Source organism: Pseudomonas sp. RIT409, assembly GCF_003052515.2.
Classification (GTDB): Bacteria; Pseudomonadota; Gammaproteobacteria; order Pseudomonadales; family Pseudomonadaceae; genus Aquipseudomonas.
This window is the reverse complement of the sequence record NZ_QARE02000002.1, coordinates 26311-47610: the sequence shown is the minus strand read 5'-3', so window position 1 is coordinate 47610 and position 21300 is coordinate 26311. Positions and strand designations below refer to the sequence as shown.

Sequence of the window (21300 nt, the reverse complement as noted above, 5' to 3'; positions counted from 1 at the left end):
ATTGTAATTAAGATGCTCGGGTGTTTCTCCCAGCCAAGGTGCCAAACCGTGAGCGCGAACAACCCTCTTTTGCAATCGTACGACCTGCCACCTTTCTCGGCGATCCGCGCCGAGCACGTAAAACCCGCCATTGACCAGATTCTCGCCGACAACCGCGCTGCGATTGCCGACATTCTTGCCCAACAAGGTTCGCAGCCCACCTGGGCCGGCCTGGTGCTGGCGATGGACGAATTGAACGACCGCCTGGGTGCCGCGTGGAGCCCCGTCAGCCACCTGAACGCCGTTTGCAACAGCGCCGAGCTGCGCGACGCCTATGAGTCCTGCTTGCCTGCATTGAGCGCTTACTCGACGGAAATGGGTCAGAACCGCGAACTCTTCCAGGCTTTCGAGGCTCTGGCCAACAGCCCCGAAGCGGCCCATTTCGACGTCGCGCAGAAAACCATTCTGGAGCACTCCCTGCGAGATTTTCGCCTGTCGGGCATCGACCTGCCGCCGGAGCAGCAAAAGCGTTATGCCGAAGTGCAGAGCAAGCTGTCGGAGCTGGGAAGCCAATTCTCTAACCAGTTGCTCGACGCCACCCAAGCCTGGACCAAACACGTCACCGACGAAGCGGCGCTGGCGGGTCTGACGGATTCGGCCAAGGCGCAGATGGCCGCTGCAGCCAAGGCCAAAGACCTCGATGGCTACCTGATCACCCTGGAGTTTCCGAGTTACTACGCGGTAATGACCTACGCCCAAGACCGCGCCCTGCGCGAAGAAGTCTATGCCGCGTACTGCACCCGCGCGTCGGATCAAGGCCCGAATGCGGGTAAGAACGATAACGGTCCGGTCATGGAACAGATCCTGGATCTGCGTCAGGAACTGGCAAAATTGTTGGGGTTTGCCAGCTTCTCCGAGCTGAGCCTGGCGACCAAAATGGCCGAATCCAGCGATCAGGTGCTGAGCTTCCTGCGCGATCTGGCCAAGCGCAGCAAGCCGTTTGCCGCTCAAGACCTGCAACAGCTCAAGGCGTATGCTGCTGAGCAAGGCTGCCCGGATCTTCAAAGTTGGGACAGCGGGTTCTATGGCGAAAAATTGCGCGAGCAGCGCTACAGCGTTTCTCAGGAAGCCCTGCGCGCCTACTTCCCGATCGACAAGGTGTTGAGCGGCCTGTTCGCCATCGTGCAAAAACTGTATGGCATCGAAATCGCCGAGCTGAAAGGCTTCGACACATGGCACCCGGACGTTCGCCTGTTCGAAATCAAGGACAACGGCCAGCACGTTGGCCGCTTCTTCTTCGACCTGTATGCACGCGCCAACAAACGTGGCGGTGCGTGGATGGACGGCGCCCGTGATCGTCGTCGCACCTTGGACGGCGCCTTGCAGAGCCCGGTGGCCAACCTGGTGTGCAACTTCACTCCTGCGGTGGCCGGCAAGCCTGCGCTGCTGACTCACGATGAAGTGACCACGCTGTTCCACGAATTCGGTCATGGCCTGCATCATTTGCTGACGAGCGTCGAGCACGCGGGTGCATCGGGCATCAATGGCGTGGCGTGGGATGCGGTCGAGCTGCCTAGCCAATTCATGGAAAACTGGTGCTGGGAACCGGAAGGCGTGGCGTTGATCTCGGGCCATTACGAAACGGGCGAGCCACTTCCTCAGGACCTGCTGGAAAAAATGCTCGCGGCGAAAAACTTCCAGTCGGGGCTGATGATGGTCCGCCAATTGGAATTCTCGCTGTTCGATTTCGAGCTGCACGCCACCCACGGCGATGGCCGCAGTACCCTTCAGGTGCTGGAAGACGTGCGTGATGAGGTATCGGTCATGCGGCCTCCGGCGTACAACCGTTTCCCCAACAGCTTCGCGCACATTTTCGCTGGCGGTTATGCGGCGGGGTACTACAGCTATAAGTGGGCGGAAGTGCTCTCGGCTGATGCGTTTTCGAGATTCGAGGAGGACGGCGTGCTCAATCCCGAGACTGGCCGCGCGTTCCGCGAGGCGATCCTGGCCCGTGGCGGATCGCAGGCACCCATGGTGCTGTTCGTCGACTTCCGCGGACGGGAGCCTTCGATTGACGCACTCTTGCGCCATTCCGGCCTGAGTGAGGACGCGGCAGCATGACCGATACACCGCAGGTGATTACCAAGAAACGCTTCATCGCTGGGGCGGTATGCCCGGCGTGCAGCGAGCCTGACAAGCTGATGATGTGGAGCGAAGACGACGTTCCGCACCGCGAGTGCGTGCATTGCGGGTATTCGGACACGCTCAACGCACAAGGCCAGTCGATCCCCAAGGAGCTGGGGACTCGGGTCAATCAGGAGAAAACCAAACCGGCGAATCTCAAGGTACAAGGGGTGCAGTTCTTCCCCAATCCGAAACTGAAGAAGCCGGTTGATCCGAACTGACCGGCTCTTTCAACTCGCCTCACTCACCTTGAGTGAAACCGGGCAAGGGTTCGTATGTTTCGATCCCTTGCCCGGGCACGGTGGCTTATTTAGCACCACTGATATAACCAAAGGAAATCTTTCCATCGACGCCTTTCTTGTGGTTTGTCACTTGCACATCGGCGTCCTGATAAGAATGGTTGAAGCTGCTTATGATGACAGGCGATGTAATGTCGCGCCGGACAGTGACCACTGTCCTTCCTTCTTTAAAACTCCCCTCGGGATGGCCGGTCAATGAGAATTCGGCGCCCTTTTTAGCTTTGAGAATCTTCGCTGAGCGTATTTCGTCATTGGAGCAGCCGTAGCTGTTGCTTTTCATTTTTATGGTGTAAGCACGATCAAAGGGGATAGTACAGTCCAGGTTTTGGCTGGCATTGTTGCCTTCATACAGCGCAATGCTGGCGTCTGAAAAGTCTAACGGCGTTTGCGTGACTTCAATGCGTGAGACTTTTCCGTTCAACCCATTATTACGAACATACGTTGCCTTGTAGGCATCCGTCGTCCAGTTTTGCTCAAACGAGCCCACTACCACGTGTTCATGAAGACCAATATCACGCGTGACATCAATGATCATGTGATCATCTTCGCGGCTGCCACTGCGACTGTCGAAGAGAGAGAGGCGTGTACCTTTGGCGATCCCCGACAGGGACAGTGATCTGGCTTCATCATTTTCGCAACCGGCAGTCGGCAGTTCGAGGGTTCGCTGGGCGCGCGGAATGACACAGACGGCGTCCTGCCTGGGGTCCGCGTTGTTACCTTCCCACAGATAAATGCCGCCTTGGCTTAGCGCCTTGGTGTAGGCCGAGGTGTCTCCGTTTCGGTAGTTATCGATGGCGATGAAGTTTGGAGTTTTTCCGCAGTTATTAACGCGACGGGTGAGATAAGTCAGGTTGTTGTCATACGCAGCGGAATCGGAAATAGTTTTTGTCGCAGTATGAAACTGATTCATCAGAAACAGACGGCTCCAGGATTTTCCCGTGTTTGCATTGACGCGAGATTCCGTGACCGGAGTGTCATCGTAGCGACTTGGGCACGACCAGTTATGTGCCGCTTCAATGTTTGAGGCGGCTGCACCCAGCGTGGACCAGTGATTTTGCGCGACCCAGTCCTTGTCAAACAATACGGTCACGGTCTTGCCGTTGACCGCGTAGTCGCCAGCCAGCGTTCGCTTGTTGGTAAAAAGCATGAGCCGGTTGTTTTGCGCCACGATCTGGCTCATGAGTGGCCAGTTGTCGGTCTTGAAATTTTTAGGGTTGAAGGTCAGTTCCGCGACTTCAGGCACCGAGTTGAACAGCGTCTGCAGATGAGAGCGTTCAACGTAAGATTCCAGGAAAATCGAAATCACTTCGTTGCGGTTCTGCTTCAAAAAGGGAATGAACTCATTCGCCAACTGATTCCTGAAGGAGCCGTAACAGAATGACGCCGTATGGCAAATCCGGATCTGCTCTTCTTCCCGGTAATTGGAATTGTGATAAAGATCGAGCATGAAGCTGCGCACGCCACCCCGCATCTGCTGTGGGAGTCCTTGCATGTTCTGATTGATCTTTTCGTAAGAATTGTGGGTGTTGACCCAGGAGTATTCGTGGAAAGGCTTGTCTGGGTGGGCAAACGGATTGTTTGCCATTGCACTGCTGCCAGCCGTAATAGCGGCAACGGCAATGAGCATTTTTGCGTAATGCATTGCGAATTCCCTTTCGATTTACAGCGCGTCCTGCGCTTTGGATGAGTGTCTGATTCAGACGCCCATACTCTTAACCCAGCACTACGCGCTTTGAAATCGATAAGGCTTTGCAAATTATGAGACACAGACAGATCCGAGCACGTTCGGATCTGTCTGGCGGCTATGGCAATCAGTCCTTCGCCACTTCCATCTCAAGCCCCACGCCCAACTGACGCGACAGGCTTGGCCAGCGCTTCCAGGCGGCTTCGGTGTCCGGGCTGGCCAGCTTTTCCCGGTAGGCCTCAACCGATTCCAGTGAAAAGCTGTCTTCGTTGAGCATCTGATCGATGGCGTGGTGCACCACCTCGTCGAGCTGATTCGCAAACGCTTCGCCGATCAGCTGATGAGCGATGACGCTGGCGACGGTGGTGTTCACCGGAATCAGCGGTTGGGCGAAATGCACGATGTACAGGTCATTCACTTCCTCGACCAGGCGATGCGCCAGGTAGGCTTCGTCCAGCAGGCTGTCGAGCCCTTCATGGCCGTCCATGATGGCCGGGGGGGCGCTGAAGAATTGTTCGGCGATTTTCAGAACCGGCTTGATCTGGCCCTCGATGCCAGCCTGCAGCGCCACGTCATGGGCTGCGTCCAACAGGTCCGGAACCTGTTCGATATAGGCGAGGACGAAGCGCGCCAATACGCCTGGCGCGTCGACATCAGGTACATGGATGGCTGGGTGCAGATGGGGAAGTTGTAACTCGAGTTGGCGCAGAAGCTGGCCAGTCTGGGTCTCGTGTTGCCGTGCTTGGATGATCTGCTCGCGCAATGCGGCGGTCTTCATGAAGGCTCCATGGGTAAATAACAGCGAAGATTATACGGAAGTCATACGTTAGCTGGCTTATTAACGGCACTGAGACGTAATTGTCATAACAGATTCAGGGTTATGTGCGTCTGCTATTAAAAAGCCACTTTATGCCCAGTCAGGCCGTTTTTTTTCGCTAAGCGCCCAAGGTATCGCTGGCTTACAACGGTCTTCCACCCCGGCGCGCCCTCTTGGGGTGTCTATACTCGGTTCTGTGATGAGCTCGCTTGATAGCGTTGGAACGTGAAGCAGGCCTGGCCCCGGTCCTTTGGATTCTTGTGTTGACCGCTCCCTCGCCCGCACAGGCAAACGTCAAACCTTGTGCTCGGCAACGTTTGCGCCTGACAGGATTTCTGGTCAACAAGAAGAACTGAGGGAACCGCAATGATGCGACATCCACACGTCTGGATGGCGCCCCTGCTGTGGTCGGTATTCAGTCCGGTGCACGCTGCCTGGACCACGAATATGGCGCCTGGAGCGACCGAGGTCAGTCATAAAGTCTTCAACCTGCACATGACCATCTTCTGGATCTGTGTCGTGATCGGCGTCATCGTTTTCGGCGCGATGTTCTGGTCGATGATCATCCACCGCCGCTCCACCGGTCAGGTCGCCGCCAGGTTCCACGAAAGCACGCCGGTCGAAATTCTCTGGACGCTGGTACCGTTGCTTATCCTCGTTGTCATGGCAATTCCTGCGACCAAAACACTCATTGAGATGTATGACAGCAGCGAGTCGGGGCTGGACATCCAGATCACCGGCTACCAGTGGAAATGGAATTACAAGTACCTGGGCCAGGACGTCGAATTCTTCAGCAACCTGGCCACGCCACAAGACCAGATCCACAACAAGGACCCCAAAAGCGAGCATTACCTATTGGAGGTCGACCAGCCGCTGGTGGTCCCGGTGGGCGTCAAGATTCGCTTTCTGGTGACCTCGGCCGATGTCATCCACTCCTGGTGGGTGCCCGCCTTTGCGGTGAAGCGGGATGCCATTCCCGGGTTCGTCAACGAGGCCTGGACCCGTATCGAGAAGCCCGGCATTTATCGCGGGCAATGCGCGGAGCTGTGCGGAAAAGATCACGGTTTCATGCCCATTGTGGTCGATGCCAGGCCCCAAGCCGATTACGACACCTGGTTGGCCGAGCGCAAACAGGAGGTCGCCAAACTCAAGGAATTGACCAGCAAAGACTGGACCCTCGAAGCGTTGGTCGCGCAGGGCGACAAGGTCTACCACACCACCTGCGTGGCCTGTCATCAGGCTGAAGGTCAGGGTTTGCCACCCATGTTCCCAGCGCTCAAAGGCTCGAAGACAGTTATGGGTTCGCGAGAAGAGCACCTCAACACGGTGTTCAACGGGCGGCCGGGCACGGCCATGGCGGCGTTCGGCAAACAACTGTCAGAAGTCGACATCGCCGCCGTCGTCACCTATGAGCGCAACGCGTGGGGCAACGACAAGGGCGACATGGTCACACCCAAGGATGTGCTGGCGCTCAAACAGGCGGTGGCCAAATGAACGGCCCCTTCGCTGCGAGTAGACCTATGGTTGCTTCCGTCAATGTTTCGCAGGAGACAGGACATGAGTGCAGTGATTGACGACCCAGGTCAGGCGGACCATGCCCACGGTCCTGCCAAGGGCCTCATGCGATGGCTGCTGACCACCAACCACAAGGACATCGGCACACTGTACCTCTGGTTCAGCTTCTGCATGTTCCTGCTGGGCGGCTCGTTTGCGATGGTGATCAGGGCCGAACTGTTTCAGCCGGGCCTGCAGATTGTCGAACCTGCCTTTTTTAACCAAATGACCACCATGCACGGTTTGGTCATGGTGTTCGGCGCTGTGATGCCGGCATTCGTGGGGCTGGCGAACTGGATGATCCCGTTGATGATCGGCGCGCCGGACATGGCCTTGCCGCGCATGAACAATTTCAGTTTCTGGCTGCTGCCCGCGGCCTTCCTGTTACTGGTTTCGACGCTTTTCACACCCGGTGGCGGCCCTAACTTCGGCTGGACGTTCTACGCGCCGTTGTCTACGACATACGCCCCGGAAAGCGTCACCTACTTCATTTTCGCCATACACCTGATGGGCATCAGTTCGATCATGGGTGCGATCAACGTTATCGCGACCATCCTCAACTTGCGCGCCCCTGGCATGACCCTGATGAAAATGCCGCTGTTCGTCTGGACCTGGTTGATCACCGCCTTTCTGCTGATCGCCGTCATGCCGGTGCTGGCCGGCTGCGTGACCATGATGCTGATGGACATCCACTTCCATACCAGCTTCTTCAGCGCGGCAGGCGGCGGGGATCCCGTGCTGTTCCAGCATGTTTTCTGGTTTTTCGGTCATCCCGAGGTGTACATCATGATCCTGCCGGCCTTCGGCGCGGTCAGTTCGATCATCCCCGCGTTCTCGCGCAAGCCGCTGTTCGGCTACACATCCATGGTTTACGCCACCGCAGCCATTGCGGTGCTGTCGTTCGTCGTCTGGGCGCATCACATGTTCGTGGTGGGCATCCCACTGGTGGGCGAGCTGTTCTTCATGTACGCGACAATGCTGATTGCCGTGCCCACTGGGGTGAAGGTGTTCAATTGGGTCAGTACCCTGTGGCAGGGCGAACTGACCTTCGAGACGCCGATGCTGTTCGCGGTGGCGTTCGTGATCCTGTTCACCATCGGCGGTTTTTCCGGGCTGATGCTGGCGATAGCACCTGCCGACTTTCAGTATCAGGACACCTATTTCGTCGTCGCTCATTTTCACTACGTACTGGTGCCCGGTGCGATCTTCGGCATTTTTGCGTCCGCCTATTACTGGCTGCCGAAGTGGACCGGCCACATGTACGACGAAACCTTGGGCAAGTTGCATTTCTGGCTGTCGTTCGTCGGGATGAACATGGCGTTCTTCCCCATGCATTTCGTGGGGCTGGCCGGCATGCCGCGGCGAGTACCGGACTACAACCTGCAATTCGCCGATTTCAACATGGTTTCGTCGATCGGCGCGTTCACGTTCGGAGCCACGCAGATCTTCTTTCTCTTCATCGTCATCAAAACCATACGGGGCGGGCCCCCTGCCCCAGCCAAGCCTTGGGATGGTGCCGATGGTCTGGAATGGACGGTGCCCTCGCCTGCGCCCTACCACACGTTCGTGACGCCGCCGGAGGTGAAGTAGATGGACGACGCACAGCGCGCCAATCGGCGACTGGTGACCCGCCTCCTGATGCTGGTGGTGGCTATGTTCGCTTTCGGTTTTGCCCTGGTGCCGCTGTATGACGTGATGTGCAAGGCGTTGGGTATCAACGGTAAGACCGGCGATCCCTACCGTGAGACGCAACAGGTCGACGAAAGCCGTCAGGTGCGAGTGCAATTTGTCGCGACCAATCATGCGGACATGGTGTGGGGTTTTTATCCCGTGGCGGCTGAAATCGTGGTGCATCCCGGCGCGGTCAGCGAAATGCGTTTCGTGGCCGAAAACCCCACTGATAGGGTCATGACTGCCCAGGCCGTACCGAGCATCGCGCCGAGCACGGCGGCAGCCTATTTCCACAAGACCGAATGTTTTTGTTTTACCCAGCAAAGGCTGCAACCGGGGGAGCGTATCGAAATGCCGGTGCGCTTCATCGTCGATCGAGAGCTGCCCGGCGACGTCAAGCACCTGACACTGGCCTACACGCTGTTTGATGTCACCGCGCGCTTGCCGCCGTCAGTGGGCCCCGTAGCGGCTCACGGCGGTTAGAACCGAGGAGGTTAGAGATGGCCACTCATGAACACTACTACGTGCCGGCGCAGAGCAAATGGCCGATCATTGCCACCGTCGGCATGCTGGTCACCCTTTACGGCCTGGGCAATTGGCTGGTGGGCTTGAGAGCCGGTCGCGACACCCATGGCGCCCTGATTTTCTGCGTGGGCGTACTGATGATGGCCTACATGATGTTTGGCTGGTTCGGGGCGGTCGTGCGGGAAGGCCGGGCTGGGCTGTACAGCGCTCAGCTGAATCGCTCGTTTCGCTGGGGCATGGGATGGTTCATCTTTTCGGAAGTGATGTTCTTCGTCGCATTCTTCGGGGCACTGTTCTACGTCCGTCACATCAGCTTGCCCGCCTTGGGCGGAGAAGGCACCAAGGCCGTTGCCCATATGCTCTGGCCCACGTTCCAGAACACCTGGCCGTTGCTGCAGACCCCGGACCCCACCCTGTTTCCCCCGCCAAAGGCGGTTATCGATCCCTGGCACCTACCGCTCATCAACACCGTTCTGCTGGTCAGTTCCAGCGTCACCCTGACCCTTGCCCATCATGCGTTGAAGCGTGGGCACCGGAGCGCGCTCAAAGGCTGGCTGGCGCTGACGATCCTTTTGGGCCTCGCGTTTCTCACGCTGCAGGCCTTCGAATACCACGAGGCTTATACAGAGCTGGGTCTGACCCTGGGCTCGGGCATCTATGGTGCCACGTTCTTCATACTGACCGGGTTCCACGGTGCTCACGTGACCATAGGCACGGTCATTCTGTTCGTGATGCTGATGAGGATCGTGCGGGGACATTTTGACGCCCAGCACCAATTCGGCTTTGAAGCGGCGAGTTGGTACTGGCATTTCGTGGATGTGGTGTGGGTGGGTCTGTTCGTCTTCGTCTATGTGCTGTGAGTCACCAGGGAGGGTGCCAGACCAGTTCGCCGCTGAAGTAGCCATAGGCGATCAGCGCCAGAGTGACGCTGGCGCAGATGACCCGAACGGTGAGGGCCTTGAGCAGGCGGGTGGAGGGCGAATCGTCTTTCACCAGGAAGAACAGGCCGCTGAACAGGCTGGCGACCGTCGCGAGCAGCATGAGAACGATGGCCGCTTTGAGCATCGGATGACTCCCAGGAGGGACGCTATGCACAGCAGTATAGGCCGAGCAGTCGTGCCGGACCGGGAGGCGTGATGAAGCGCTTTCGGCCCGGCATCGCACCCACGCTGGCGGTCATCGCGCTGCTGCCGGTGCTGGTGTCCTTGGGCTGCTGGCAGTTGAAACGTGGCGAGGAGAAACGCGTCATGCTGGCCGTCTACGCTGCGCGCCGCACAGCCCCCGTGCTGTCGGCGGCGCAATTGCCAGACACAGTCGACTCTGTTTATCGCCGGGTTCAAGTGCAGGGTCGTTTCGACGGCGAACATAGCCTGTTGCTCGATAACAGCACGCGCGACGGGCAGGCGGGTGTCGAGCTGATTCAGGCGTTCCACGATGAGTCGAGCGGGTTGTGGTTGGCAATCAACCGCGGCTGGCTACCGTGGGCGGACCGCCGCACGCTGCCTGCTTTCGACACGCCAACACAGACGCTGAGGCTGAATGCGTGGGTGTATGTAACCACTGGCTCGCTGTACCAGTTGCATTCCGATCCGCAGAGCGGGTCATGGCCGAAACTGGTGACCGCTCTTGAACCTGCCAGCCTCTGGCAAGACTTGAGGCGCGACGGATTTGCCCATGAGTTGCGCCTTGAACCGGGCCCTGCCGCGTATCGGACCGACTGGCCAGTGGTCGCCATGGGGCCGGAAAAGCATGTGGGGTATGCCGTGCAATGGTTCGCCATGGCCTTCGCGCTGGCGGGGCTTTATCTGTACTTGGGCTTCGGCGCGCCTGACGGGTTGAAGAAGGGGCGGAAGAACAATAAGAAGGAACGACACGATGGCAACAATGACGAGTCCGGCCGGTACGTCTGACTCACGCAACCGGAAAAACCGACGTCGCGGGCGCCTCCAACTGATGCTGGTCCTGTTGGTGGCACTGGGGCCGATGCTGCTTGCCACGGCCATGTACAGGTTGCAGTTCTGGGTTCCGGAGGGGCGCAGCTACCACGGCGAGTTGATCGGCAATGGCGAAAGCCGCAGCGAGCTAGGGGTGCAGTCCGACGAGAAGCGCTGGCAAATGCTCGTTACCGCACCTGATGAGTGCGATGCCGATTGCCAACAGTTGGTCTATCTGGCGCGGCAGGTCCAGATCGGTCTGGGTCGAGACGCATCCCGCGCCACTCATGCGTTGGCTGTCGCACAGCCGCTCGTGGCTGAGTACGACGTTTCACTGGCCCGCGAGTACCCGCAGTTGCATCGCTACGCCCTTGACTTAAAACGGTATCGACGCATGGCGCCCGGTATTGAATTGCCGCAGCTGTGGATCGTCGATCCCCATGGCAACCTCGTGCTGCGCTACGGCGCGGAGGTCGATGGCAGGGATTTACTCAACGATCTGCGGCGACTGCTGAAGCTGTCGAACATTGGCTGAAGGGAGGGCATATGAACCGGCCCGGATTTCGTCTGGCTTTGTGCGCAACGCTGTTGGCACTGCTGGTCGTGCTGCTCGGTGCCTACACGCGACTGACCCACGCCGGGCTCGGCTGCCCGGACTGGCCGGGGTGCTACGGATTTATCAGCGTCCCTTACACAGAAGCGCAGCTTGCCCACGCGGAGTTGCATTACCCGAACGCGCCGGTCGAGGCGCACAAGGGTCGCAACGAGATGTTGCATCGCTATTTCGCGGGCGGCCTGGCGCTGATGATCTTGGTCCTTGGCGCGCAAGGCTGGCATCGGCGGCTGGACGTCGGCCAGCCAGTCGGTCTGCCGCTGTTGCTGGTAGGGGTGGTCTTTGCGCAGGCGGCGTTTGGCATGTGGACGGTGACCCTCAAGTTATGGCCGCAAGTGGTCACAGCCCATCTGTTGGGTGGAATCACGACGCTCAGCCTGCTGTGCCTGCTTACCGCCCGCCTTAGTGGGCGGTTTGCCGCACCGTTACGCCGAGTTGATCCCGGGTTGCGACACTTGGCAGCGGTCGGCCTGGTCCTGGTCGCATCGCAGATCGCGCTGGGCGGTTGGGTCAGCGCCAACTACGCCGCCATGGCCTGCACTGACCTGCCCACTTGTCAGGGCCAGTGGTGGCCCGAAGCAGACTTCGCCAATGGCTTCCACCTGATGCAACACATCGGCCCCAACTATCTCGGCGGCCAGTTGGACAGCACAGCGCGCACGGCCATTCATTTGACCCACCGCATTGGGGCGCTGCTGGTCGCCGTGTCCCTTTCCTGGCTGGCGTGGCGGCTGTATCGCGCCCGACTACGGGGCCTGGCGGGCCTGCTGATGCTAACACTCGGGGTTCAACTGACATTGGGCATCAGCACTGTGGCCTTTCATTTGCCGCCGGGCCTCGCGGTGGCTCACACCGCGGGCGGCGCTGCGTTGATGGCGACCTTGACGTTCATCAATTACCGCTTGCGGCCGGCTTGGGCCACAGCCCGCAAGCAGGCGCCGAATGTCTGGCACCATGCCCATGTTTTGCTGCACCTCGGGCCGCATCGGTGAAGGTGCCGCTCAGGGCCTCGTCCCTGTCCCGGAGATTCGCTTTCGGGTGGCAGACGTGTGTTGTACCGTGGCAACCGTGCATGTCGCCACGGACACCTTCACGTACTCGATCGAGTACTTGCAGAGGTCATCGCGCTGCTTTTCGACCACCACCTGTTGCTGAACTATGACCCGTACCCAAAAAACCGTTTTTATCCTGGTCGCCGTTGTGGCGTTGATTCTCGGCCTGACCGTCAATCGTGTGCTTTCTGGCAAAGGGCCGGGCGATCAGGCGGCGCTGATCGACGCTGGGATTATCCTGCTTCCTCAAAGCCGCTCCCTGCCAGATATGAAACTGGTTGATCAGGACGGCCAGTCCGTCGCGCTGGACTCGCTGAAAGGCAAATGGACATTGCTGTTTTTCGGCTACACCTTCTGCCCGGACATCTGTCCCACCACCCTTGCCCAGTTGCGACAAATCAAGAGCGAGTTGCCCAAGGAGGCCGTGGACCAGCTGCGGGTGGTGCTGGTCAGCGTCGACCCGAATCGCGATACGCCACAGCAGCTGAAGACCTACCTGGGTTATTTCGACAAACAGTTTCAGGGGATGACGGCGCCTGTGGACGCCATCCAGAAACTGGCCAATGCGGTCAGCATCCCATTCATTCCGGCGGATACCACTCAGCCCAATTACACGGTCGACCACAGCGGCAATCTCGCTGTGCTAGGCCCGGACGGGACGCAGCGGGGGTTCATTCGCGCGCCGTTGAACAACCAGAAGCTGGTGGCGCAATTGCCGCGGCTGATGGAGAGGAAGTGACCGCGGCCGGTATGAAGCGCGCCCACACGCGTGGACGCGATCATCTGACAGGAATCAGAACGCCGGGACCACGGCGCCTTTGTACTGGGTCTCGATGAACTGTTTGGTTTCCGGGCTGTGCAGCGCGGCTACCAGTTTCTGGATTGCCGGGGCGTCCTTGTTGTCCTCGCGGGTAACCAGAATATTGGCGTAAGGCGATTCTGCGCCTTCGATGACCAATGCATCCTTGGTCGGGTCGAGTTTGGCCGCCAACGCATAGTTGGTGTTGATCAGGGCCAGGTCCACTTGGGTCAGCACCCGCGGCAGGGTCGCCGCTTCCAGTTCACGGAATTTCAGTGCTTTCGGGTTCTGCTGCACGTCGCTCGGCTTGGCCGTGATGCTGGTCGGATCCTTGAGGGTGATCAGGCCGGCTTTGACCAGCAGCAGAAATGCACGACCTTCGTTGGTTGCATCGTTGGGCAATGCCACGGTCGCACCGTCCGGGAGATCGGCCAGGTTCTTGATCTTGTCGGAGTACGCGCCAAAGGGCTCGACGTGCACCTTGGCCACGCTCACCAGATGTGTGCCCTTGCCTTTGTTGAATTCATCCAGGTAAGGCTGGTGCTGGAAGAAGTTGGCGTCCATGCGCTTCTGGTCGACCTGCACGTTCGGCTGAATGTAGTCATTGAAAACCTTCACGTTCAGCGTCACACCTTCTTTGGCCAGCGCCGGTTTCACGAACTCGAGAATCTCGGCGTGAGGCACGGCGGTGGCGGCGACGGTCAGCGTTTCATCGGCGTGGGCAGACAGCGCGGTGACGGCTGCGAAAACGGCCAACAGTTTCTTCATATCTTGCTCCTTGAAATGCGCGCCCCTTGGCGCGCATGTGCCAGCTCAAGGCTGGCCCAATTCGTTTAGCGATGTGAAAAGTGCGCGACCAGCTTGTCGCCCACGGTTTGCAGAATCTGCACCAATACCAGCAGCAGTACGACCGTCACGAACATCACATCGTTCTGGAAGCGCTGATAACCGTAGCGAATTGCCAGGTCACCAAGCCCGCCTGCCCCGACCGCACCGGCCATGGCAGTGAACGATACCAGCGCGATGGCCGTGACGGTGACGGCGGCCAGGATGCCCGGACGCGCTTCTGGCAGCAGCGCCTTGACGATGATCTGGCGCGTAGTGGCCCCCATTGCCTGAATCGCTTCGATGATCCCGCGATCCACTTCACGCAGAGCGGTTTCCACCAGGCGGGCAAAGAACGGCGTGGCACCCGCGATCAACGGGGGCAAAGTGCCGAGAATCCCCAATGAAGTGCCGGTGATGATTTCCGTCAGCGGCATCATGACGATCAGCAGAATGATGAACGGCAGGGCCCGAAGCATATTCACGATCAGGCCGATGGTCGCGTAAACCGGTTTGTTTTCCAGCAACTGGCGCGGCGACGTGAGGAACATCAACACGCCCAACGGAAGCCCCAGCAGCACAGTAAACGCCAGGGAAATGCCGAGCATGATCAATGTGTCGCCGGTAGCGACCCAGATTTCATACCAGTCGACGTTGGAAAACAGAGTAGCGAGGGTATCCATCAGCGTAGGATCTCCATGTGAACGTCCGCTGCAGTGAAACGCGCGAATGCGGCGTCCATGTCACCGCCGGTGATGGCCAGCGTCAGTTGCCCGTAGGGAGTGTCCTTGATGCGGTCGATTCGTCCGGCCAGGATGCTGTAGTCCACCCCGGTTTCCCGGGCGACGGTGCCCAGCAGTGGCGCGTAAGTCGCATCGCCTTGGAATGTCAGACGCACGATGCGCCCCTGAACATGAGCGAAGTCCGAGTTCTGTTCATTTTCGTCGACCTGCTCGTCTTCCTGCACGAAGCGGCGGGTGGTCGGGTGTTCGGGATGCAAAAACACATCGGCCACGGCCCCCTGCTCGACGATCACCCCCGCGTCCATCACGGCCACTTGGTCACAGACGCGACGAATCACGTCCATCTCATGGGTGATCAACACGATGGTCAACTTCAGCTCGCGATTGATCTCGGCCAGCAATTGCAGCACCGATGCCGTGGTCTGTGGGTCGAGAGCGCTGGTGGCCTCGTCGCACAGCAGGATTTTCGGTTTGGTCGCCAGTGCGCGAGCGATGCCGACGCGCTGCTTCTGGCCGCCGGACAGTTGCGCCGGGTACTTTTTCGCGTGGTCAGACAGGCCCACCCGCGCCAGCAACTCGGCAACGCGCTGGTCTATCTGGCCGCGGTTCATGTCCCCGGCCAGTGTCAGCGGCATGGCGACGTTGTCGGCCACGGTTTTGGACGACAGCAGATTGAAGTGCTGGAAGATCATCCCGACTTGTTGACGGAAGCCGCGCAGGCCGTTGGCGTCCAGCGCGGTGACATCCACGCCATCGACGATGATCTTGCCGCCGCTCGGGGCTTCTAGGCGGTTAATCAGACGCAGCATGGTGCTTTTGCCTGCACCCGAGTGGCCGATCAGACCGAACACCTGGCCGTTTTCGATCTGCAGACTCGTGGGGTGCAGCGCTGGAATTTCCCTGTCGGCGACCCGATAGGTTTTATGGACGTCTTGAAACTCGATCACGTAGCGAACCTTGTGGGGGCGCGTTGGTAGTTCAGCTCGCGAAAAGAGGTGCGATGCACCTGCGAGCTGCGTGGCGATGCCATTTTTGGCCGTCTGTCGCCTTGGCTGGATAAACCGGGCGCGCATTTTAGCCTGCCGGGCCGGGTTTAGGCCCAGCGTTCTTAGCATTTATTTGGCAGATCACCTGCCGAACGGTCATAACGGGAAGCGTCATACCTGTGACTCAACGTTAGACCAAAGGTTGAAAATAAAAGGAACGGCCCTTTTTCTCCTCAGTCATTAGCTAAGCACCGGGATTTGCCCTGTTTTTATCAGGGCAGTCCTGCTTATCAAGCTCGCACCGACCTTTCCCTGCGGAAGACCGAGAAAAGAGCTGCCTGAACCGAGGAGTCTTTGACTGATGGCCACGAAGAAACCCGCACCTGTAAGCAGCACCCCGAAGAGCGAACTGGCAGGGACTGACACCCTTGATCGGGGCAATACCAACACCAAGCTCGACAGCCTCGAGCCGTTTCGCTCCGACGCGACCGGCCAAGCCCTGCGCACCAACCAGGGGGTAAAAGTCTCCGACAACCAAAACACCCTGAAGGCGGGCAATCGCGGACCGTCTCTGCTCGAAGATTTCATCATGCGTGAAAAAATCACGCACTTTGACCATGAGCGCATCCCGGAGCGCATCGTGCACGCCCGCGGCACCGCGGCCCACGGCTATTTTCAGAGTTATGAAAACCACAGCGCATTGAGCAAGGCGCAATTTTTGCGCGACCCGGGCAAGAAAACCCCTGTGTTCGTTCGCTTCTCCACAGTGCAAGGGCCGCGTGGATCAGGCGACACCGTGCGTGATGTGCGGGGTTTCGCCGTGAAGTTCTACACCGATGAAGGCAACTTCGACTTGGTGGGCAACAACATGCCGGTGTTCTTCATTCAGGACGCGATCAAGTTCCCCGACTTCGTACACGCGGTAAAACCCGAGCCTCACAACGAGATCCCCACTGGGGGCTCGGCTCACGATACTTTTTGGGACTTCGTTTCGCTGGTGCCCGAATCAGCGCACATGGTGATCTGGGCGATGTCCGACCGGGCGATCCCGAAAAGCCTGCGTACCATGCAAGGCTTCGGTATCCACACTTTCCGGCTGATCAACACGGAAGGTAAATCCTCATTCGTCAAATTCCACTGGAAGCCCAAATACGGAACCTGCTCGTTGCTGTGGGACGAGGCGCAGAAGCTCGCTGGCAAGGACACCGATTACCATCGCCGCGATTTGTGGGAGTCCATCGAGTCGGGTGACTACCCTGAATGGGAATTGGGTGTGCAGATCGTCGCCGAAGAAGATGAACACAAGTTCGACTTCGACTTGCTCGACCCGACCAAGATCATTCCTGAGGAAATGGTCCCGGTGACGCCTTTGGGCAAAATGGTACTCAACCGCAACCCCGACAATTATTTCGCCGAAACCGAGCAAGTTGCGTTTTGCCCCGGCCACATTGTGCCCGGTATCGATTTCTCCAACGATCCGCTGTTGCAGGGGCGCTTGTTCTCTTACACCGACACGCAAATCAGCCGCTTGGGCGGGCCGAACTTCCATGAGATTCCGATCAACCGTCCGGTTGCGGCCAATCACAACGGCCAGCGCGACGCTCAGCATCGGATGACCATCGACAAGGGCCGTGCGTCCTATGAGCCCAATTCCATTGACGGTGGTTGGCCGAAGGAGACACCGGCCGCGCCCGAAGACGGCGGTTTCGAGAGCTATCAGGAGCGCATCGAGGCGCATAAGGTCCGCGAACGCAGCCCGTCCTTCGCCGATCACTTCTCCCAGGCCACGCTGTTCTTCAACAGCATGAGTGAGCACGAGAAGGAACACATCATCGCCGCATACAGTTTCGAACTGGGCAAGGTCGAGCGCGAGTACATCCGTGCCCGACAAGTGAACGAAATCCTGGCGAACATCGACATGACCCTGGCTTCTCGGGTTGCGGAAAACCTTGGGTTGCCTGCGCCAACCGGCCCAACCGTCAAAGCGCAAAAAACCGGCAAGCCCACCGTGGACAAGTCGCCCCTGTTGAGTCAGGCGAATCTGCTGGCTCCCGACATCGCGTCGCGCAAAGTGGCAATCGTGGTGGCGGACGGGGTAGACGACAAAGCAGTGGCTGCGATGAAGGCCGCGCTAGAAGCGGAAGCGGCCCACGCCAAGGTGTTGGGCCCGACGTCGGCGCCTGTCAAAACGGCAGGCGGGAAAACGCTGGCAGTGGACGCCTCCCTCGAGGGCCTGCCGTCGATCGCCTTCGATGCGGTGTTCATTCCAGGGGGGGCGGCGTCCATCAAGGCGCTGAGCGGTAATGGCGTCGCGCTGCATTATGTTCTCGAGGCCTACAAGCACTTGAAGGCCATTTCCTACGCAGGCGAGGCGAAAGAGCTGATCGACCTGCTGCGTCTTGAAGAAGATGCTGGCCTGCTGGCGGTGTCGGACACTCAGTCGTTCAAGGCGTTCTTCGAGGCCATCCGGCAGCACCGTGTGTGGGCGCGTGAGCCCAAGGCCAAAGCCATTCCGGCTTGATGCCTTGACTGGGGGGCAGTTCACTGCCCCTCGCCGGTTGGTCAATGGCGTCGTCAAAGGGCCATCGACCAATCGGGTGCTTGCGACGACAAGCTCACCCGTAAACGAAAAAAGGCGCTGCCTGTGAGGGCAGCGCCTTTTGCGTTCGAAGCAGGCGGTGTTCAGAGCTTTGCGGGTTTGAGGATGATCTGTGCAGGTTGCGCTTTTTCGATCCCCCGCTGAATCTGCAGCTCGAAATCGGGATTGATCTTGGCAACACGCTTGCTGAGCAAGGTGGCCAACCATGGATAGTCATCGGTGCGCGGCACTTGCACCATCACCTCGCAATTGAACGCCACAACATCTGCAGCGATGTCATTCAACTGCCGACGCAATTGCCTGGAATCCGTGATTTTCAGCGTAACGGCAGTGCTTTCAGTGGTGGGGTCGATGATCTTCGCCGTGCGTTTGGCTTCCGCTGCCCGCAATTCAGCCTCAGCCTTTTCCAGTTCGGCCTTGCGCGCATTGGCGATGGCCCCGTTGACACCGCTCGTCAGCGCGGGTGCCTTGGGCATCAGTGCACGGGCACGGCTCAGCGCCGTGGCAGCGGCATTGACGTCGCCTTTCTGCAGGACGATCTGGCTGCGAGTCAGATAGGCCTCGGCCAGTTTGCGCTGGTACTGCTCCACACGCGGGTCGTCAGGGTCTTTGGCTTGCAACGCAGCGAGCTGGTCTTCAGCGGTGGCCAGCTCGCTACTGGCAATGTTCTGGTCCAACTGCTGGTACGCATCAGGCGCCGACACTTGAGCGGGGGTTTCGACAGGTTTGCTCTGGCAGGCGCCCAACAGGACGGATAATGCAGCAAGCAGCAGATAACGGGATGGGAACGGCTTCATTCCAGCGATTCTCTATTTGCGCAAAAAACGAGCAAGTCTACACATAAAGTGGCTTGCACCGAAAACAACCGATCACGCACCGCGGCGCGGTATCGCATCATTGCACATTGCCGCCATTCAATGATTGCCGAGTATGACTCTCGTTCCAAGGCAAGGTTCTACCGCTTGGGCAAAACGAAACTGAGCAGAAACAATGCCGCAGCGCAGACCACGATGGACGGGCCCGCAGGGGTGTCCTTGAACCATGACAGCGCCAGCCCGCCGCACACGGCGACGATGCCAAGCACGCTGGCCCCCAGAGCCATCTGCTCGGGTGAGCGAGCGTGACGTTGTGCCGCAGCCGCTGGAATGATCAGCAGCGATGTAATCAGCAGAACGCCAACGATCTTCATCGCCACGGCGATCACCACGGCAATCAACAGCATCAGGGTCATGCGCAAGGCCGCCACTGGCAGGCCTTCGACCATTGCCAATTCCTCGTGCACGGTGATCGCCAGCAGCGGACGCCAAAGCGCACAGATCAGCACCAGAACTGCCGCGCTGCCGCCGAGAATCCACCCCAGATCGAGAGGGCTGATCGCCAGCAGATCGCCAAACAGATACCCCATCAAGTCGATGCGAACTTCCCGCATGAAACTCAGCACCACCAGCCCCAGGGACAACGTGCTGGGCGCCAGGATGCCCAACAGCGTGTCGGAGGCCAAGGGTTGGCGTTGTTGAAGCGTCACCAGAAGAATCGCGAGAAGCAAACAGCCGACCGTGACAGCGATGGCCGGGCTGATGTCCAGCAGGAACCCCAGCGCTACCCCCAACAGGGCGGCATGGGACAGGGTGTCGCCGAAATAGGCCATGCGCCGCCAGACCACGAACGAACCCAATGGGCCGGCAACGACGGCCAGAGAGAGGCCTGCGAGCAAGGCAAAGAGTAGAAAATCAGCCATGCTTGCAGTTGTCCCCATGGTCATGATCGTGAGTGTGGCCATGCAACGGGCCGTGTTCATGGGCTGGAGTGGCCTGGCACACCTCTCCATGCAGGTCATGGGCGTGATCGTGATGGTGGTAATAGATCGCCAGGCTGGGCGCGTTCTGGCCGAACAGCTCGACGAATGCCGGATCGTTGCTGACCTGCTCGGGATGTCCCGAACAGCAGACATGGCGATTCAGGCACACCACTTGGTCAGTGGTGCTCATCACCAAGTGCAAATCATGGGACACCATCAGCACGCCGCATTGGTGGCGGTCGCGCAGTTGAGTGATCAAGGCGTAGAGCTCCGCCTGCCCGGCTACGTCTACGCCTTGGACAGGCTCGTCGAGCACCAGCAGTTCCGGTTTGCGCAACAGCGCCCGGGCCAGCAGCACGCGTTGCATCTCGCCCCCCGAAATACCCTGGAGCGGGCTGTCGATGACCCTTTCGGCTCCGACCTCGGCCAGTGCGGCCAGGGCCATGGCCCTGTCGACTCCCGGTACGAGACGCAGGAACCGCAGGACAGAAAGGGGCAGCGTGGCGTCCACGTGCAGTTTTTGCGGCATGTAGCCCACGCGCAACCGGGGCTTGCGCCAGACGTCGCCCGCGTCCGGTTTCAGCAGGCCCAGCACCGCTTTGACGAGTGTGGTCTTGCCGGCACCGTTGGGGCCGATGAGGGTCACGATCTCGCCAGGCCTGACACTCAACTGAATGTTGTCCAGCACGTTTTGGCCGGTGCGGGTGACACTCACGCCTTTCAAGCGAATCAATGCGTCGCTCATCAGGCGGCCTTGCAGCCCGCGCACACGCCCACGACTTCGACGGTCTGAGTTTCCACGGCGAAGCCGACTTCGTTGGCGGCATTGATGATGGCCGCACTGATGGCGCCATGCTGCAACTCGATGGCTGCATGGCATTCGCGGCAGATCAAAAACTGGCCCTGATGCGCGTGAGTGGGATGGTTACAGCCGGCGAACGCGTTGAGCGAGGCAATGCGATGCACCAGGCCGTGCTCCAGCAGGAAATCCAGCGCACGATAGACGGTGGGCGGTGCAGCCCGACGGCCATCCTCTTCACTCAGCACAGCGAGTATGTCGTACGCACCCAGTGGCTTGTGGCTCTGCCAGACCAGTTCGAGGACGCGCCGCCGCAAGGCCGTCAGACGCAGGCCTTTTCCGGCGCACAGTGCATCGGCTTCAGCGAGGGCGCTGTGCACGCAATGAGAGTGATCGTGAGGGCGACTGGCCAAGGGTGTTTTAGACATGGGCGGCGACG

Annotated in this window: 21 protein-coding genes; 11 read left to right on the top strand and 10 right to left on the bottom strand. The window is 59.3% G+C overall.

Going from position 1 to position 21300, the window contains the following annotated elements; all coding sequences use genetic code 11:
* Positions 1-48 precede the first annotated feature (48 nt).
* Both prlC and DBP26_RS02735 read left to right on the top strand, forming a co-directional pair.
* Positions 49-2100: an oligopeptidase A gene (gene prlC, locus DBP26_RS02740; protein ID WP_108236373.1), complete on the top strand. Its 2052-nt coding sequence runs from the start codon at positions 49-51 to the stop codon at positions 2098-2100.
* Positions 2097-2384: a YheV family putative zinc ribbon protein gene (locus tag DBP26_RS02735; RefSeq protein WP_108236374.1), complete on the top strand. Its 288-nt coding sequence runs from the start codon at positions 2097-2099 to the stop codon at positions 2382-2384. The genes prlC and DBP26_RS02735 overlap by 4 nt, the downstream gene beginning before the upstream one ends.
* 85 nt (positions 2385-2469) lie before the next feature.
* On the opposite strand, the gene DBP26_RS02730 is transcribed toward DBP26_RS02735, so the two are convergent.
* Both DBP26_RS02730 and DBP26_RS02725 read right to left on the bottom strand, forming a co-directional pair.
* Positions 2470-4104: a hypothetical protein gene (locus DBP26_RS02730; RefSeq protein WP_108236375.1), complete on the bottom strand. Its 1635-nt coding sequence runs from the start codon at positions 4102-4104 to the stop codon at positions 2470-2472.
* 169 nt (positions 4105-4273) lie between these two features.
* The gene (locus DBP26_RS02725; protein ID WP_108236376.1) at positions 4274-4924 is read right to left on the bottom strand and encodes a hypothetical protein; all 651 of its coding nucleotides are present in this window, start codon (positions 4922-4924) and stop codon (positions 4274-4276) included.
* A 405-nt stretch (positions 4925-5329) separates the two neighbouring features.
* Here DBP26_RS02725 and coxB point away from each other — a divergent pair, with 405 nt between their 5' ends.
* The 4 genes from coxB to DBP26_RS02705 all read left to right on the top strand — a co-directional run bounded on the left by coxB (position 5330) and on the right by DBP26_RS02705 (position 9573).
* On the top strand, positions 5330-6457 hold the full coding sequence (gene coxB / locus DBP26_RS02720; RefSeq protein WP_108236377.1) for a cytochrome c oxidase subunit II: 1128 nt from the start codon (positions 5330-5332) through the stop codon (positions 6455-6457).
* A 63-nt stretch (positions 6458-6520) separates the two neighbouring features.
* The gene (ctaD, locus tag DBP26_RS02715) at positions 6521-8107 is read left to right on the top strand and encodes a cytochrome c oxidase subunit I (protein WP_108236378.1); all 1587 of its coding nucleotides are present in this window, start codon (positions 6521-6523) and stop codon (positions 8105-8107) included.
* A complete protein-coding gene (locus tag DBP26_RS02710) occupies positions 8108-8671 on the top strand; it encodes a cytochrome c oxidase assembly protein (protein ID WP_108236379.1) in 564 nt (187 codons plus the stop codon).
* 17 nt (positions 8672-8688) lie between these two features.
* Entirely contained in the window at positions 8689-9573 is an 885-nt protein-coding gene (locus tag DBP26_RS02705) for a cytochrome c oxidase subunit 3 (RefSeq protein WP_108236380.1), read from the top strand.
* Between the two features lies 1 nt (position 9574).
* On the opposite strand, the gene DBP26_RS02700 is transcribed toward DBP26_RS02705, so the two are convergent.
* Entirely contained in the window at positions 9575-9778 is a 204-nt protein-coding gene (locus DBP26_RS02700; RefSeq protein ID WP_108236381.1) for a twin transmembrane helix small protein, read from the bottom strand.
* Positions 9779-9849: 71 nt separating this feature from the next.
* Between DBP26_RS02700 and DBP26_RS02695 the strand changes: the two genes are divergently transcribed.
* The 4 genes from DBP26_RS02695 to DBP26_RS02680 all read left to right on the top strand — a co-directional run bounded on the left by DBP26_RS02695 (position 9850) and on the right by DBP26_RS02680 (position 13051).
* Positions 9850-10623, top strand: a complete 774-nt coding sequence (locus DBP26_RS02695) for an SURF1 family protein (RefSeq protein ID WP_108236382.1) — start codon at positions 9850-9852, stop codon at positions 10621-10623.
* Positions 10589-11182, top strand: coding sequence for a hypothetical protein (locus DBP26_RS02690; protein ID WP_108236383.1), 594 nt, complete (start codon positions 10589-10591; stop codon positions 11180-11182). Before DBP26_RS02695 ends, DBP26_RS02690 begins: the two co-directional genes overlap by 35 nt.
* 11 nt (positions 11183-11193) lie before the next feature.
* A complete protein-coding gene (locus DBP26_RS02685; RefSeq protein WP_108236384.1) occupies positions 11194-12252 on the top strand; it encodes a COX15/CtaA family protein in 1059 nt (352 codons plus the stop codon).
* A 166-nt stretch (positions 12253-12418) separates the two neighbouring features.
* Positions 12419-13051 carry an SCO family protein gene (locus DBP26_RS02680; protein WP_108236385.1) on the top strand — a complete coding sequence of 211 codons (633 nt, stop codon included), beginning with the start codon at positions 12419-12421 and terminating at the stop codon, positions 13049-13051.
* A gap of 54 nt (positions 13052-13105) precedes the next feature.
* Here the strand turns inward: DBP26_RS02680 and DBP26_RS02675 are convergent, their stop codons facing one another.
* The 3 genes from DBP26_RS02675 to DBP26_RS02665 form a co-directional block, all read right to left on the bottom strand.
* Positions 13106-13879 carry a MetQ/NlpA family ABC transporter substrate-binding protein gene (locus DBP26_RS02675; RefSeq protein WP_108236386.1) on the bottom strand — a complete coding sequence of 258 codons (774 nt, stop codon included), beginning with the start codon at positions 13877-13879 and terminating at the stop codon, positions 13106-13108.
* A gap of 65 nt (positions 13880-13944) precedes the next feature.
* Positions 13945-14619, bottom strand: a complete 675-nt coding sequence (locus DBP26_RS02670) for a methionine ABC transporter permease (RefSeq protein WP_108236387.1) — start codon at positions 14617-14619, stop codon at positions 13945-13947.
* Complete coding sequence (locus DBP26_RS02665; RefSeq protein WP_108236388.1) at positions 14619-15626, bottom strand: methionine ABC transporter ATP-binding protein; 1008 nt, start codon at positions 15624-15626, stop codon at positions 14619-14621. Before DBP26_RS02665 ends, DBP26_RS02670 begins: the two co-directional genes overlap by 1 nt.
* A gap of 400 nt (positions 15627-16026) precedes the next feature.
* On the opposite strand from DBP26_RS02665, the gene katE reads away from it, so the two are divergent.
* Positions 16027-18186: a catalase HPII gene (gene katE / locus DBP26_RS02660; protein WP_108236389.1), complete on the top strand. Its 2160-nt coding sequence runs from the start codon at positions 16027-16029 to the stop codon at positions 18184-18186.
* A gap of 161 nt (positions 18187-18347) precedes the next feature.
* Here katE and DBP26_RS02655 read toward each other — a convergent pair whose 3' ends face one another.
* The 4 genes from DBP26_RS02655 to DBP26_RS02640 all read right to left on the bottom strand — a co-directional run bounded on the left by DBP26_RS02655 (position 18348) and on the right by DBP26_RS02640 (position 21289).
* Positions 18348-19061, bottom strand: coding sequence for a PA5502 family lipoprotein (locus tag DBP26_RS02655; protein ID WP_108236390.1), 714 nt, complete (start codon positions 19059-19061; stop codon positions 18348-18350).
* A 158-nt stretch (positions 19062-19219) separates the two neighbouring features.
* On the bottom strand, positions 19220-20002 hold the full coding sequence (znuB, locus tag DBP26_RS02650) for a zinc ABC transporter permease subunit ZnuB (protein WP_108236391.1): 783 nt from the start codon (positions 20000-20002) through the stop codon (positions 19220-19222).
* Positions 19995-20807, bottom strand: coding sequence for a zinc ABC transporter ATP-binding protein ZnuC (gene znuC / locus DBP26_RS02645; RefSeq protein ID WP_108236440.1), 813 nt, complete (start codon positions 20805-20807; stop codon positions 19995-19997). Before znuC ends, znuB begins: the two co-directional genes overlap by 8 nt.
* The gene (locus DBP26_RS02640) at positions 20807-21289 is read right to left on the bottom strand and encodes a Fur family transcriptional regulator (protein ID WP_108236392.1); all 483 of its coding nucleotides are present in this window, start codon (positions 21287-21289) and stop codon (positions 20807-20809) included. Before DBP26_RS02640 ends, znuC begins: the two co-directional genes overlap by 1 nt.
* Positions 21290-21300 lie beyond the last annotated feature (11 nt).